Raw genomic sequence first — 16,161 nt, 5'->3', positions numbered from 1 at the left:
CCATTGGCGAGTGCTGTCACGAAAAGGCGGCGGTGTTTTGCACGCTCTTGACCAGCTTGGTCAACACCTCGCCCGGCCCGAGCTCCTCGCATTCGAAGGTCCCTTGGCGCATCAGGTACTGCACGGTGTCGAGCCAGCGCACCGAGCCGCAGATTTGCCGGGTCAGGTTGGCCACCAGGTCCTGGTCCCGATACGGCGCGGCGTTGATGTTGGCGATCACCGGGGTGTGCAGCGGCGAATAGTCGAACGTCGCGAGGTAATCGCCAAAGGCGCCCATTGCGCTGTGCATGTAGCGGGAGTGGAACGGCGCGCTGACCGGCAGTACCACAAAGGTAATATCCAGCGCCTGGAAGATTTCCCGCGCATGGCTGAGTGCCTCGACGGGCCCGGCCAGTACCACCTGGGACGCCGAGTTGTAGTTGGCGACGTCCAGAGCGCCGAGGCCGTGCTGCACCAGCAGCGAATTGACCTCCTCAGGGCTGAGGCCAATCACCGCCGCCATGCCGCCGCCGCTGGCAAGTGCCATCAGTTCGCCGCGTTTTTTCACCAGCTTCAACCCGGTTTCGAAAGAGAAAGCCCCCGCGGCAAACAGCGCGCAGTATTCCCCCAGGCTGTGACCGGCGAGAAAGTCGGCTTTGCGCGGGTCGGCCTGCTGTTTGGCCAGGAACGCCAGGGCACTGACGGTGTAGAGCGCCGGTTGCGTGAAGCGGGTGTTGGACAGTTGTTGCTCGGGGTCTTCCAGGCACAGGGTTTTCAGCGAATAGCCCAGAATGCGGTCCGCTTGCGCCACCTGTTCGGGGAACTGCTCGAACAGCTCGGCGCCCATGCCCAGCCGCTGGGAGCCCTGCCCAGGAAACACATAGACCCGCTTGGGCCCGGACGCCAATGGCGCCGAGGGACGCTGTACCAGGCGGCTCGGCTGCTGCACCTCAAAGACCGCCTGCGCGGCTGCCTGTAGCGGCGCCGCAACCGGACTCGGCTGGAGGGCCACCACTGGCGGCACTGGCACGGCTATCGCCTCGGCCTTGGCCGGCAGCGGCTGCAAGGCCCGGCCCAGGGTCAGCACCTCGTCGAATTTTTCCAGGTCGCGCCCGAACGGGCTCAGCACCGCGTGGATCGTCGGCAAGGCGCGGTCACGAATATTCTGCTTGATCAGGTTGGCCAGTGTGCCGCTGGGGCCGAGGTCAAGGTAGATCATCGATTGGCCACGCTCGGCGGCCTCAGCCTCGATCCGTTGCAGTGTCTGGGAAAAGCGGATCGGCTGGCGGATGCTCTGCCAGTAGTGGTCGCGGTCCAACACCTGCAAGGTCTGGGTGTTCAGGCAGGAAATCACCGGGATCTGTGCCGGCTGCAGGCGAATCTGGCTCAACAGCGCCTCGACTGGCGGCTTGAGCACATCGATATGACGCGAATGAAAGGCCTGATTCACCGGCAGACGCTGGAACACGATGTCCTGCGCATTGAGCTGGCGCTCGGCTTCGGCGACGCGGCTGGACGGGCCGGCCACGACAATCAGCGACGGCGCATTGTAAGCCGCGATGTCACAGTGTTCGTGCAGCACCGGCATCTGCTGGTACAGCGCCTGCGAGGCCAGGATCGCCAGCATCGCGCCCTCTCCGCTCGGCGCCTGGTGTTGATGAAACAGTTGCCCCTGGCGCACCACCAGGCGAATCGCCTCAGGCAGCGTCATCACCCCGGCCAGCGCCGCGGCGGCCAGTTCGCCAAGGCTGGCGCCCAGCAGGTAATCGGGGGTGATCCCATGTTCGATCAGGGTCTTGCCCAGGGCGTACTCGATCATGAAGATCGCCGGGTGACTCAGGCGAATGTCATTGAACACCTGCGAGCGCGGGTTGTTGTCGTGGTAGATCCCGGCGATCACCGACTGGCCCAGTTCGGCGCGAATCAGCGTATCGAGCTCGTTCATCCAGCGTTGGAACACGGCATTGTTCTGATAGAGCTCGCGGCCCATCTGATAGAACTGGCAACCCTGGCCAGGAAACATGAACACCACGCAAGACGTCTGTCCCTGAAAAAGATACGGCATAAATTTCGTCCTGAAATGGATGGCTGAGGTGACGGCTCGCAGTATAGGAGCCGATCTGAAAGGGCCTGCGACATCGACAAAAAAATCTTCCGGGGCCAGGCCTTGCGCCCGCTATGCTCCTCGAGCATCCCCATTTGGGTTTTCTTACACGGAGGTAGACATGACGACACCAGCACCCGAAACCGTATCGCCGATCAGTCAGTGGTACGACATGATGACCCGGATGTTCCCCGACCAACGCCTGACCTTCCTCAACTACGGCTACCTGGCCCAAGACAGCGACTTCGACTGGATCAACGACGCAGACCTTGAGCAAAAATGTTCGGTCAACCTGATTCGCACGCTGTTGGGCGATAGCGACCTGCGCGGCAAGAAGGTCCTTGAAATCGGCTCGGGCCGGGGCGGCAATTGCTCCTACCTTGCCCGCTACACCGGCGCGGCGTCGGTAACCGGCCTGGACTTCTGCCCGGCCCATATCGAGCTGTGCAACCGGGTGCACGCTTTGCCCGGGCTGAGCTTCGTCGGTGGCGACGCGATGGCCCTGCCGTTTGCCGATAACGAATTCGACGTCGTGATCAACATCGAGTCGTCCCATTGCTACCCCGACCTCAACACCTTTGGTGCAGAGGTGCAGCGGGTGTTGAAGCAGGACGGGCGCTTTTTTTATGCCGACACCATGAAAGGCGACAACACCAGCGCCCTGTCCGAGCCTGACAGCATCGGCGTCGACTTCTTCAGCAACGTGCTGGCCCAGCACCAGGCCATGATTGAGCACGCCCGTTTCAAGGTGGAAGAACACCGTGACATTTCCGACGGCGTGATCAGGGCCTTCGAAAGCCAGGACGGCCACCTCAAGCACCTGCTCAGAAGCCTGGTAGAGGAGAAAAAGCAGCAGCGTGAGCCGCTGCCGCCCGAGGTCTGGCACGCGTTCGATACCCTGTTCCACTTCTTCGACGACAGCGGCATCAAGGCTTATAAAAACGGCCATCTGGCGTACAAGTACTGGCGTTTGCAAAAGGCCGCCTGAACCCTTGCGCCAGCCCGTGGAGAAGCCGTTCGGGAGACTAGCCAACGGCATTCTCCACACGCCTTTGGCCATACAGGGCCGCGCAAAATTGCGCGATCACCCTGAACACCTCCGGCTGGGTCAATAACGTCATGTGGTTGGCCGAAGCCACCTCGATCATCTCGAAGTTCGGCAATTGCCGCTGCCACTCCTGCCAGTAGTCGGCATGGTTGAAGGCGGCAAACTCCTGACTGTCGGTGGAGAAAAACGGCTCCAGGTCCCCCATCCACAAACCGCTGGCGTTGCGAAAGTAATAGCAGGCCACCTCTGCGGCCCTGGGCAGGGGCTGAATCCGATAATGCTCGACCTGATACGCCTGCTGGATCTGCGTCACTTGCGCCAGCAACTGCTGCAAGCGCTGGTCACTGGTCTTCAGGCCGCGCTGTCGGGCCAGGTCGGTCAACTGCTGCAGATAGTCCGCTGGCGACAGTGCCAGATCGATCTCGTCGCGGTGGATCAGCACCTCGGCGAAGCGCTCCGGCGTCGGCCCGAGGGTCATCTGCAAGGACATGTTGACGGTCTGCAACAGGCGGGTCTTGTCGGCCAGGCGTGCGCAACGTTCACCGGTCACGTCCGGTGAGTCGAGCATCACCAGGCTGCTGACGGTCTCCCCCAGTTCCTGCAACTGTCGGGTCACTTCGTAGGCCAGCATGCCGCCCAGGGAATAGCCGCCCAGGTCATAGGGCCCCTGTGGCTGCACCGACTGGATGACCTGGACGTAGTAGGCCGCCATGGCCTGAATCCCCTGCAAAGGCGCCCGATCGGTCATCCAGCCTCTGGCCTGCAGCCCGAAAAATGGCCGCTGAATATGCTGGGCCAGGCCCTGATAGATCTCACTGCCCCCCAGGGCGCCATGGAACCAGAACACCGGCCGCCCCTGTTGCACCGGGTTGAGCCGTTGCAACTCCGGGAAGCGCGTCGTCGAGCCGCTGAGCAAACCGAGGATGTGCGCGGGCAGTACCGACTCCGCCACGCTGGCCGGCGTGGCGTCCCGGCTCAGCCGTTGCAGGACATCCCCCAGGGTCTGGCACTGCTGGATGTCAGCCAGGGCCAAGCCGGGATCAATCTGCGCCTGGACCTGCATGGCCCACTGCAACATCACGATGGAATCGGCGCCATAAGCGCTCAGGGGTTTGCTCGGCGACAAGTCCTGGGGCTGCATTCCCAGCAAGTCGGCCAGCAGCTGGCGCCCCTGCTCGGCAGCCGTCGGCGGTTTTTGGCCAACCACATGGGGCGTACTGGCGGCCGCCGTGAGCGGCTCGTGCAGCGCCTTGACCGCCGAGGGCTGCTCCAGCCAGTAACGCTGCTTGTCGAAGGCATAGGTGGGCAGCGGGATCAGCACCGCGCCGGTGTTGTGCCCCAATGCGTGCCAGGGGATCTCGCCGCCCTGGGTCCAGAGCAGCGCCAGTTGCTGCAGGTCAGCGGCGGCAATCAGGCCTGCACTGAGGGCCGCGGCACCTGGGCCGGACAACAGGCTGGCCAGGGCCGCCGGCACCTCGTCGACATTGCCCAGGGCCAGCGGCAAATCCGCGCTGTCCAGGCTGGCCAGGGCCTGGCCCTGCTGCAGCCGCTGCAGGATCTCGGCCAACAGCCCGCGCAATTGCGCCGTGCTGCTCACCCGCAACGCCAGCCGCAGCGGCATCGCTTCACGACCGTTCTGCAGGGTATGGGCCAGGTCCTGGAGTCGAACCTGCGGATGCCGATCCAGGTGCCGCGCCAACCGCTCCAGCCCCTGCTGCAAGGCTGCGCTGCTGTGGGCCGACAGCGGCACGATCTGCAGCAGGTCCGGCTCTGACGCTGCCAGGTCCGGAGTCGCTGCCCTCGGGTACTCCTCGATGATCAGGTGGGCGTTGGAGCCCCCGGCACCAAAGGCACTGAGGCATGCCCGACGCGGCACCGGCTGCTCCACGCCGTCGATTTCCAGCACCGGCTGCGGCCACTCGGCCAGGGTGCGTTGCAGCACGAACGGCGAGTGAGCAAAGTCCAGCTTCGGATTCAGCTCACCCAGCAGCAGCGACGGCGCTAACTGCCGGTGTTGCAACTGCAGCACCAGCTTGCTCAGCGCCGACATGCCCGAAGCTGCCTCGGCATGCCCGATGTTGGATTTCACCGAGCCGATGGCGCAGGACTGAGGGGCGACTCCCGCTGCGCTGAACACACGGCTCAAGGCACTCAGCTCGATGGCATCGCCCATCGCCGAACCATTGGCCGCCGACTCGACGTAGCTCAGGGTGCGCGGGTCGATCCCGGCGCGCTTGAAGTTGCTGTCGATCAGCGCCGCCTGCAGTTTTGCACTCGGCACCGAGAAGCCATGGGTGTGGCCGCCATGGTTGACCGCGGTGGACTTGATCACCGCCAGAATCGGATCGCCGTCGCGTTCGGCGTCGGCCAGGGTCTTGAGCAATACCGCGCCGACGCCTTCAGCCGGCAGATAACCATCGCCATCGGCAAAGCTGCGGCTGCCGGCGTGGCTGCCCAACACCTGACCGACGCTCAGGCCGATGTACTTTTTCGGGTGCAGGGTCAGGTTGACGCCGCCGGCAATCGCCAGCCGGCAGTCGCCATTGCGCAGCGCCTCGCCCGCGGCATGAATCGCCGAGATCGACGACGAGCACATGGTGTCGATCGCCAGGCTCGGCCCTTGAAAATCGAAGAAATACGACACCCGGTTGGCAATGGCACTGTAGGACGTCACTGACACCAGCGACTCCCGGACCAGATCCGACTCGAACGCCTGGTATTGCTGGTACATCACCCCGACAAACACACCCACTTGCTGCTGATAGCGTTGCTGGATCTGTTGCCGGGTGAGCCCGGCACTTTCCAGCAGGTTCCAGCAGGTTTCCAGGAACAGCCGGTCATTGGGGTTGATGATGTGGGCCTCCCGGGGCGAGAGGTTGAAAAACAACGGATCGAAGTCCTCGACCCCGTCAAGAAAGCCCCCCCATTTGCAGTAGGTCTTGTCGAAGCGGTCACGGGCCGGGTCAAAGTACGCCTGGTGATCCCAGCGCGCGCTCGGCACTTCGCTGATCAGGTCTTCCCCACCCGCCAGCTTGTGCCAGAACGTTTCCAGGTCTGCGGCGCCGGGGTAGCGACCGCTGATACCGATGATCGCCAGATCGCGACTGTTGCCGGCCACGGCGGGCGTCTCGCATTGTTGCCGGTTACGCGCACGCTGGCGGACCGGGGCCTGGGCAATCAGGCTGGTTTCTTCGCGGGGTGCGCTGGCCTTGGTCCCCTCGGGCCTCAGCCACTGCTCCAGCCTCTGGGCATGCTGGCCGATGAAGTAGGCGCTCAGCTCGCGCACCGTCTGGTACTCGTACAACAAGGTGTTGGGCAGCGAGCCAAACAGGCGCTCCAGCTGCCGGGTCAGCTCGGCGAGCATGATCGAGTCGGCCCCGTAGCGCTCGAACGACGCATCGCTGTCGATCTTCTCCAACGGCCGCTTGAGGGTGGCCGACAGCAGTTGCTTGAAGTAGCGGATCGCCAGCGCCTGCAGATCGCCCTCCGCGCCCTCCGCGCTCGCTACCAAAGGTGTCGATGGCGCCAGGGCTGTCGCTGCAGGCATCTCCTGCGGCGCTGGTGGCGCCTCGAACCTGTCCGGCTGCCACTGCCCGGCGATAAACCGCTTGATCTTCGCAATGTCGCCTTCCAGCACCATCCAGCGTTCGGCGTCGCTGGCCTGGGCCAGCGCCTGCTGCAGAAACCCCAGGCCGCCGCTGTCACTCAAGGGTTCAATCCCGGTCAGCTCGATCATCTGCTGCTGGCGTTGCCCATCGATCTGCAGACCACCGTTGCGCCACAGCGGCCAGTTGATCGCCAGCGTGCGGCCCTGACGGCGGCCGGCCCGCACCTGGGCCCCACGCCAGCCGGCCCACTCGTCCAGGTACGCATTGGCCAGGGCGTAGTCGCCCTGGCCCGGATTGCCGATCACCGCACTCACCGACGAATACAGCACAAAGCAGTCCAGGGGCAGATGGGCGCTGGCCCGATCCAGGTTCAGCACCCCCGCCACCTTGGGCGCCAGGACGGCCGCCAGATCGGTCGCGCTCTTGTGCTGCAGCAGGCTGTCGCGGGTGATTCCGGCGCAGTGGAAAATCCCGTTGAGGGTGCCCCATTCTTGCTCGCATTGGGCAATCAAGGCCTCGACCGCGCCGCGGTCGGCGATGTCCAGCGCGTGCAGTTGCACTTGGGCCCCCAAGGCCCTGATCGCGGCGACCCGCTGACTGGCCTCGGGTGAGAGTTGCCCGGCCGAACGGCTGGCCAGGATCAACCTGACGCCCTGCGCTTGTCGGGCCAGCTGTTCGGCCAGCAACAAGCCCAGGCCGCCGCTGCCACCGCTCAGCAGGTAAACCCCGTCTTCGCGCCACGGTAGCGCGGTGCCCTGGGCCAGCTGGGTTTCCTGCCAGGACGCCACCTGACGCTGACCATCGCGGTACCGAACCCGCTCGTCGTCCTGCAAGGCATTGTCCACCAGCCACTGCGGCTGCAGGCTGCCCTGCAGCTCGATGCACTGCGCGGCGTCGATCAGGCCTTCGTTTTTTGCCGTCTTCAACAGGGCCAGCAACGAGGCGAAGACCGGGCCGGCGTGCTCGAGGTCGGCCAGCACCAGTTGCACCTGGCTGTTTGCCGGGCTTTTCTGCACAAGCTCGATCACAAACCCGGCCAAGGCCGGCAGCGCAATGGCCGGGTCCTGCGTCACCACCGGCAAAGGCACAACGTGGATCTGCCGACGGTTCCCCACCAGGGCCTGACAGTGCTGGGTCAACAGGTCCAGGTCCTGGGATTGAGCGCCGGCCAGCACAATCAGTTGCCGGGCAAGGCTGCGCTGCGGCGGGTCGATCAGGGCTTTGTCGCGCCAGACCGGGGTCATCGCCAGCATGGACGGGGGTGCCGCCGCTAGTTTTCGCGACGAGAAACCTTGCAGGCGCAGTGCGATGCGGCCCTGCTCGTCGCAGATGTCCAGGTCCAGCTTGTTGAGGCGTCCCGGCTGATGATCGGCGCTGTAGCGCACCCAGGCCTGGCAGGGCTGCTTGAGCAGATCCAGCTCGCCCAACACCACCCGGTCCAGGGCGAAGGGCACCAAAGGCTGGTGCTCCCGCTGCGCCTGGAGCGGCTCCAGCAACGCCAGCCCCAGCGCCGCCTGCAAGGCAGAATCAAGCAGGCCCGGCGGCAGTTCGCAGCCCGGGGCTCGCTCGCCAGGCAGCAAGCTGGCCAGTACCTGGCCGTTGCCCGCCTGCAGGGTGTTGATCCGGCGAAAGGACTCGCCATAGGCCAGTCCCATCTCGCCGAAAACCTGGTAGCACTGCTCTGGGGTCAGTCGCTGCTGGTTGGTCACGCCAGCGATGGAGCCCAGGTCCAGCGGCACCAGGCGTTCGGCGCTGCCAACCAGGGCGACGCCGGTGCAATAGCTCGGGCCATCGGCCGCGCTGCCACGAATCTCGAAGCGGATCTGGCCCTCGCCCTGCTCCACCAGCTCGATGTCGATGTCCAGGTCGCCGCCGTCGTGGACCATGGGTTGGCGCCAGGCGACATGCTTCAGGGCCACCACAGCGTCGGCATCGACCATTGAGCGCTCCACGGCCGCCCTGGCCATTTCCAGGTAAGCCACACCGGGCAGGACCTTGCGGCCGTTGACCCGGTGCCCGCTGAAAAACCATTCATTGCCGTCAAACCGGCTGCTGAAACGCTGTCCTGCCAGGTCCGAAGTATTGCGCTGCACCAGAGGATGCAACGAGGCGGCGCCCGTGGGTAAGGCGGCGGGAGCTTCGCTGATCCAGTAGCGCTCGCGGCTGAAGGGATAGGTCGGCAGCGAGATTCGCCGTGGCCGTGGTTGTTCATAGAGCTGCCGCCAGTCCAGGGTCGCGCCCTGCTGCCACAGGCTGAGCAAGGTGCCCAGATCCCGCTGTTGCAGGGCCCGTTGCAATGGCTCCGGCGCGATCTTGCCGGCAGGCGGGGCCCCCTCCCCGGCGCCGCTGTCGCGCAGCTGGCTCAAGAGGCTGTCGCGGCTGTGGGCGACGAACCCGCACCGGTACTCCATCGCCTCTCGGCCCAGTTGCAGGCTGACGGCCAGCTCCGCCAACTGCAGTTGCGGCTGGCGCTGCACAAAGTCGATCAACTGATCGATCCGCGACTGCAGCGCTTCAGGGGTCTTGGCCGACAGCACAAAGACCGACGCCGCCCCCTGCGCCTCGTTCCCCGGGATCACCGGCTCAACCGCTTCGAGCACCACATGGGCATTGGCGCCGCCAAAGCCGAAGGAGCTGACCCCGGCCCGGCGTGGCAGCGCTTGCCCCTGGCGGTCGGACACTTGCGGCCATTCCCGCCCGGCCTGCAACACCGCGAACGGACTGCCGGCCAGGTCGATGTAGGGATTGAGCTGTTCGCTGTGCAGGCTCTTGGGCAGATAGCCCTGCTTGAGGACCAGCAAGGTCTTGATCACTCCGGCAATCCCGGCGGCGGATTCAAGGTGGCCGATGTTGGTTTTCACCGAGCCCAGGTAACAGCGCTGTTCAGGGTCGGCCCCCAGCTCGGCAAAGGCCTGTTTGAGCCCGCTGATTTCGATCGGGTCCCCCAGGCGTGTGCCGGTGCCGTGAACCTCGATGTAACCGATGCTGTTGATATCGATGCCGCGGCAGGCCTGTTTGATCAGGTCGGCCTGGGCTCTGGGGTTGGGCGCCGTCAGCGAGTTGGCATGGCCGCCGTGGTTTTCCGCCGAGCCGATGATCGCCGCGACAATATTGTCGCCGTCGACCAGGGCCTGCTGATAGTCCTTGAGGATCAGCACACCGACGCCTTCGCCGCGAACATAGCCGTCGGCATCGGCGGCAAAGGCCTTGCAGCGCCCCGTGGGGCTGAGCATGCCGGCCTTGAGCGCACCGATGAACACCATGGGCTCGAAGCACAGATTGACCCCGCCGGCGACTGCCACCGTGCAATCGCCATTGAGGATCGACTGCGCCGCCCTGTGTACCGCCACCAGCGAACTGGAGCAGGCGGTGTCGATGGGGGCGCTGGGGCCGTGAAAATCGAACATAAAAGAGATGCGGTTGGCGATGATCGAGTGGGCATTGCCCGTGGCGTCGTGGGCCCCGGCCTCGGAACGGGCCAACAGGCCGTTGTAGTCGGCGGACGAGATTCCGATGAATACCCCGGTGTTGCTGCCGCGCAGCTCGTGCGGACAGATGGCGGCGTCCTCGAACGCCGCCCAGGTCTGCTCCAGCACCAGCCGATGCTGCGGGTCCATGGCCTCGGCCTCACGGGCGGAAATCTTGAAGAAGTCGGCGTCGAAAGCGCTGGGGTCGTTGATGAAGCCGCCCGGGCAGCTGAATGTTTCGCGCAGTTGCACACGCTCGGCAATGCCCGGCAGATGCCAGTACGGCAACTCGCTGATGGACGAACGCTCCTCCAGCAGCAACTGCCAGAACTGCTCGGCGGTGTCGGCGCCGGGAAAACGCCCGGAGAAGCCGACAATCGCCACCCTGGGAGGCTGCACGGGCGCCGCTACGGCGCCTTGAGGCCCCGCGCCGATCTGCCGCCGCGGCCTGGGTGCCTGGGTGTGCGGCGGTTGCTGAGTGGGCCGCTGATTAGGCAGGCGGATGTCCTGTGTATCGTTCAACGTCGTGTTATCCATTGTTCTGAATGCCCTTACCGTCCTGGTTTACCCGGCGGCCTGGCCAGCCGGGTCAATTCTTCAGATCAATGCAATGGTTCCTGGACCGCTTGCAGTTTTGCCGCCAGCTCGCCCAACTGCTGCTTTTCATAGAACAGGTCCGGCATCAGCCGGGTGCCGAAGTGTTTGTTCAGGCTGTCCGTCAGCTGCATCACCATGATCGAATCCAGCCCCAGGTCATGGACCTGCGCCGACTCGCCGATCTCCTGCGGCGCAAACCCCAGCTTGTGCTGCAACTGGTGCTGGATAAACGCCAGAATCTGCGTGCCGAAGGCGGCTTCAGCCTGGCCATCCTGCGCCGGGGGCGTGGTGGCCACGGGCTGCGGCCTGGGAGCGACCGGCACGCCGGCGTCGTTGGCAAGCGCCCCCGCCAGCCAGGGGTGATCCCGATGGACATGCGCCCGCTCCTGTTCGCCAAGGTGCAAGCTGACCCGATCGGCCTTGAGGCAGATCCGCGCCTGCTGATCGAGCACCAGCACGCTGAACCCCAGGGCGTCGCCGCTGAGGTCGATCTGCGTCAGCACCACCGAAAACGGCCCGGCGGGCGGCTCGTAGCAACACAGCTGCTCGATGTTGCGCACGATGACCCGAGCCTGTGGCAGTCCCAGTTCTTCGAGCAGCAGATAAAGCGCTTTGTCGAGGGTGGTCGCCAGGTAGGGCGACAGCTGCAGGTTGTCGGCATGGTGATTGTGCCGATTGATCGGTGGCCGGCCCTCCAGCAGCAAGCCGCTGCGGCTGATGGCCCCCCTGCCCTGGTGATCGAGGTAAGGCGCAAAGTCGTAACCGGCCTGGGCCAGTCGCTGGCTGATATCGGCGTCGCTCAAGCTGGCGTCAGCCTGCGTCTGGTTCAGCAACTCACTGGCAGCGTCCAGCAGCGACTGGGCCAGTGCCGGTTCGTTGCCGGTCAGCGGGTTGATCAGGGCAAACCCCAGGTTGAGTGACGGTTGCCCCGGACGTTGCACATCGAACTCGAGCTCCAACTGCCCTTCATCGATTTCCAGCAAGCGATACGCGAGCCCGCTGACGCTTGCCCAGTCGGCGACGAAGTGCTCGAACGCACAGGACACCGACAGGGTGCAGCCGGCAAACCCTGACACCAGCGCCGGCATCGCCAGGGCCACATCGGCAAAGTTGAAGGCGCTGATGCGTTGCCCACCGGGTGCCTGGTACAGGTAATCGAGCAATTGCGCCGGGACGAAGTCGGTGCGAAACAGTGCGCCGGGCTGGGTTGTCGAGCAGTTCTCGGCCACCAGGGGGTGCAGTTTTCCGGTGAACATCAGCGGATTGATGATGGCCGACTCGTAGTCCGGTTCGGTGTACCAGCAGCGGTTTTTTTCGAACGCGTAGGCCGGCAGGCTGATGCGCTGAGGCTGGCGCTGATACAGGCTGGCCCAATCGACCTGATTGTCTCCCCCCAGCCACTGCTTCAAGCGTGAAGTCAAAGGCCCGTCGCCCTCGGGCAGCTGCGCCGCAGCGGTTTCCTGGAAGCGGTAGAAGATGTTGCCGCCGTACTGCCCGTCGATGCAGGCGGTCAGCGCCTCCAGCAGCGCCTGGCGGCTGTCGCACCGGATCACCAGGCGGTTGCGCAGGTTGTTCTTGCCAACCTGCAGCGTGTAGGCGATCTGTGCCAGCGAGGCGTCGCTGCTGGCCAGCCAGTCGCGCAGACGGCTGAGGTTTTCCACCAGTAGCGACAGCTTGTGCACCGAGAACACAAACGCCAGGTGCTCCTCGGCGATCTGCCCGGCGGCGTCTGCCGGCTGCGGGTATTCCTCGACGATCAGGTGAGCGTTCATGCCCCCGGCGGCAATCGAGGTCAATCCGGCCCGCCGTGGAAAGCGCTGCAGTTCACCATTGATCAGCCGCTCCGGGCGACGCCATTGGGTCAACTGCTGCGGCACCATGAAGGGCGTATCGGCAAAGTCGATGTCCTGGTTGAGCACACCGGAATGGATCGACGGCGCAATGTGCCCATGCTTGAGTTGCAGCAGGGTCTTGGTCAGCCCGGCCACGCCCGAGGCGGCCAACAGGTGGCCGATGTTCGACTTGATCGAACCCAGGTAACAGAACTGCTTATCGTCGGTGTCGACGGCAAAGGCATTCTTGAGCCCCAGCACCTCGATCGGGTCCCCCAGGCGGGTGCCGGAACCGTGGCCCTCGACATAGGAAATCGACGCCGGGTGCACCTTGGCCTGCTCCATTGCCTGACGAATCGCCAGGGTCTGCAGGTCGGGGTTGGGCACATTGAAGCCGTTGCGTTCGCCGGCGTTGGTGATCGCCGAGCCCTTGATCACCCCGTAGATCTGATCGCGGTCGGCGATCGCCCGGTCCAGGCGCTTGAGCAGCACCGCTCCCACCCCTTCGCCAATCACCGTGCCGTCCGCGCCCACCCCATAACTGTTGACCGATTGCGAGGTGATCGAGGTGAAGTTGCCCTGTGAGGTGTTGACCACCGTGTAGGGGTGGTACATCAGGTTCAGGCCACCGGCCAGCACCATCATGGTCTCGTCGTGGCGCAGCATCTGGAAGGCGCTATGAATGCAGGTCGAGGACGACGAGCACATGGTGTCGATAAACAGGCTGGGGCCGGTCAGGCCGTAGAAATACGACACCGTCATCGGGATGGTGGCCATGCCCGAGCCGGACGCGATCGAACCGCCGGACAGATTGTGTTCGAAACCGTAGTAGTGGTAGTCGTTGCTCATGGCACCGAGCAACACGCCGACGTTGCCGCCATAGCGGCTTTGCAGGGTTTCGCGCGAATAACCGGCGTCTTCGAAGGTGTGCACCGCCGTCTGCAGGAACAGTCGCACTTCCGGCGACATGTGATCGGCATAGACCTTGGGCATCTTGAAGTAGCTGTAGTCGAACTTGTCCACGTCCTTGATGAAGGAACCGTTGAGGCAGGTGCTCTTGCCCAGCACATCACGGTTCTTGTAGTAGAGCTTGCGGTGATCCCAGCGCTCGGCGGGGAACTCGCTCATGCAATCGACACCGTTGGCCAGGTTCTGCCACAGCTGGTCGATGCTGTCCGCACCGGGGTAATAGCCGCCCAGGCCGATCACCGCGACGTACTGCGCCAGGTCACTGTCCTCCACCGGCTCTGGGGCGGGCGAGGTGGCCGTGCTGCTGGCAACGGCGAAACGCTTGCCAGCCAGTGGCTGCGCTGAAGGCGCCGCAGGGCCGGCGGCCGGCAGCGGTTGCTGCTCATCTGCCAGCAGCGCGGCAAAGCGCTGGCGATACTTGACCGCGAAGTGCTCCACCATGCCGGCAATGTTGACGTGTTCGAACAACAGGGTCTTGGGCAGTGAGCCCAGGTGTTTTTCCAGTTCATGGGTCACCCCCACGGCCATGATCGAATCAAAGCCGTAGACCTCGAACTTTTCTGCCGGATGGATTTTCGCCTCATCGATCTGAGTCACCTTGGCGATGATCCGGGTGACAAAAGCCGCGATGTAGGTGCGCAGCTCGCTGTCGCTCAACTGCGCCGCGCCGCTGGCCGGCTGCGGTGCAGGCTGGTGCGCAGCCGGCGCCGGGACAGCGGGCGTCAGGCCAATGCCCGCCAGCCGCGACAACTGGCCATACACCACCCAGGCCTGAGGGTGGACCGACTGGCTCAACAGCTGGCGCAAACTGTCGAGGCCCTCGGCCTGTGGCATCGGCACGATGCCCAACTGTTCGCGCAGCTGTTGTTCGATCACCGGCGCAAGGCCCATGCCGCCGTCGCGCCACAACGGCCAGTTGATGCTCAGCGAGCGTCCTTTGCGCTTGCCATCGGCGGCCAGGTTCTGCCGGTAATGCATGTAGGCGTCCATCCAGGCATTGGCGCTGGCATAGTCCGCTTGCCCCAGGTTGCCCATTGCCGCCTGGGACGAACAGCAGAGCATAAAGTCCAGCGGTCGCTCGCCGATGGCCTGATCCAGGTTCTCGATACCGGCGACTTTCGCCGCCAGCACCTGGGCAAAGTCGCTGGCGGACTTGTGCATGATCAGGCTGTCGCGGATGACCCCCGCGCTGTGGATCAGCCCGTGCAACTGGCCCTGTTCAGCGTAAATGCCGTCCATCCACTGGCTGACCGCCGCGGCGTCGCTGACGTCCAGCGACCGGTACACAACCCGGGCACCGAGCGCCTGCAGTTGCTCGAACATCCCTTGAGCCGCCGCACTGGGTTGGGAACGCCCCGCCAGGTACAGCACCGGGTTGCGGCAACTGCTGGCGATCTGCCTAGCGAAGACCAGGCCCAGGCCGCCGGCCCCTCCGGTGATGGCATAGACCCCGCCATCGCGAAATGCCCCGGGTTCATCGGCGTGCGCCGGCTGCACGGCCAGTTCGCGCCATTGATGGGCGTAGAGGCTGCCGCTGGCGAAGACCCGCACCCGTTGCCCGCAATGAAAGCGACTCTGCCGGGCGATGACCTGGCTCATGGCCGCGTCGCCCATGTCAGGGTCCACCGCCACCAGCCGGGCCTTGAGTTCGCAGTTTTCAATCATTGCCGTACTCAGCAACGCGTCCAGGGCCGTCAGGCGCAGGTCGTCCTGACCCTGGCCGACATAAAGTTGCAGGTAATCTCCAGTCCCGGCGCGGCGTTGCTGCAAGCACTCAAGCAGGGCCAGTGCCGCTGTCTGGTAGTGCGCCGCGCCGCTCGCCCCCGGTGCACCGGGCAATACGCTGACTTGCGGGCCGAACTGACGCCGCACATCCGCTACGACCGCGTCCGGCAGCCCCAACAGCAGCAGTTGGGGCCGGGCATCGCTGGGCAGCGCTTGACCTGGATTGTCGAGGGGTTGCCAGTACGGGGTGCGGATCAAACGGCCGAGTGCTTCGCCGCTCGCCGGCGGCGCCAATGTGGATACCGCCGGGGCGTCAACGCCGGTGCGCCGCGAACTGAAGCCCTCCAGGTGCAGCAGGCATGCGCCGGCATGGTTGCAAATCTGCAGATCCACCTTGTCCACCGCCGCGCCATCCGGCATGGCGCGGCGGCTGGCGATCACCGTCAACGGCGCCAGGCGCAGGGATTGTTCGAGCGAGCCGTACAGACGCAGGCTTTCCAGGGCAAAGGGCAGTGCCGCAGCGGCCGCCTGTTGCCCGGCACCCAGGGTCGTGGCGATATGCAGCGCACTGTCGAGTATCCCCGGGGGCAAGGGCACGCCATCCATCTGCGGATCAAGGGCTGCGCTGGACAACTGGCCGAGCACCCGGTTCTGGCCAATGAGGATCTGCCCGGCCGCCCGGAAGCTGCTGCCGTAATGCACACCCATGGACTCGAAGTCGCGATACAACGCGTCATGGCTACGCTCGCCGAGGTTGCACTCAGCGGCCAGTTGCGACAGATCCAGCGCCGCCGGCATGGGGGGGCAACATCGGCCAGCAGCGCGTCGCCCT

General features: G+C 64.8%; 4 protein-coding genes. 1 reads left to right on the top strand and 3 read right to left on the bottom strand.

From position 1 onward, the window contains the following. Window positions 1–16: 16 nt before the first annotated feature. Window positions 17–2,044: an ACP S-malonyltransferase gene (fabD, locus tag ACMGF8_RS20415; RefSeq protein WP_416757018.1), complete on the bottom strand. Its 2,028-nt coding sequence runs from the start codon at window positions 2,042–2,044 to the stop codon at window positions 17–19. Between the two features lie 160 nt (window positions 2,045–2,204). Here fabD and ACMGF8_RS20410 point away from each other — a divergent pair, with 160 nt between their 5' ends. After that, on the top strand, window positions 2,205–3,071 hold the full coding sequence (locus tag ACMGF8_RS20410) for a class I SAM-dependent methyltransferase (RefSeq protein ID WP_102865044.1): 867 nt from the start codon (window positions 2,205–2,207) through the stop codon (window positions 3,069–3,071). A gap of 37 nt (window positions 3,072–3,108) precedes the next feature. Here the strand turns inward: ACMGF8_RS20410 and ACMGF8_RS20405 are convergent, their stop codons facing one another. Beyond that, a complete protein-coding gene (locus tag ACMGF8_RS20405; protein ID WP_416757017.1) occupies window positions 3,109–10,728 on the bottom strand; it encodes an SDR family NAD(P)-dependent oxidoreductase in 7,620 nt (2,539 codons plus the stop codon). An 80-nt stretch (window positions 10,729–10,808) separates the two neighbouring features. Next, window positions 10,809–16,127, bottom strand: a complete 5,319-nt coding sequence (locus tag ACMGF8_RS20400; protein ID WP_416757016.1) for an SDR family NAD(P)-dependent oxidoreductase — start codon at window positions 16,125–16,127, stop codon at window positions 10,809–10,811. Window positions 16,128–16,161 lie beyond the last annotated feature (34 nt).

It is taken from the genome of Pseudomonas sp. BNK-7, assembly GCF_048072025.1.
Classification (GTDB): Bacteria; Pseudomonadota; Gammaproteobacteria; order Pseudomonadales; family Pseudomonadaceae; genus Aquipseudomonas; species Aquipseudomonas danubii.
The sequence above is the reverse complement of the archived record's forward strand: the minus strand, read 5'-3'. Positions and strand labels throughout refer to the sequence as shown.

Bases quoted from the DNA above. Each gene is read 5' to 3' on its own strand.
- ACMGF8_RS20410 (WP_102865044.1), top strand. From the start codon at position 2,205: ATGACGACACCAGCACCCGAAACCGTATCGCCGATCAGTCAGTGGTAC.
- fabD (WP_416757018.1), bottom strand. From the start codon at position 2,044: ATGCCGTATCTTTTTCAGGGACAGACGTCTTGCGTGGTGTTCATGTTT.
- ACMGF8_RS20400 (WP_416757016.1), bottom strand. From the start codon at position 16,127: ATGCCGGCGGCGCTGGATCTGTCGCAACTGGCCGCTGAGTGCAACCTC.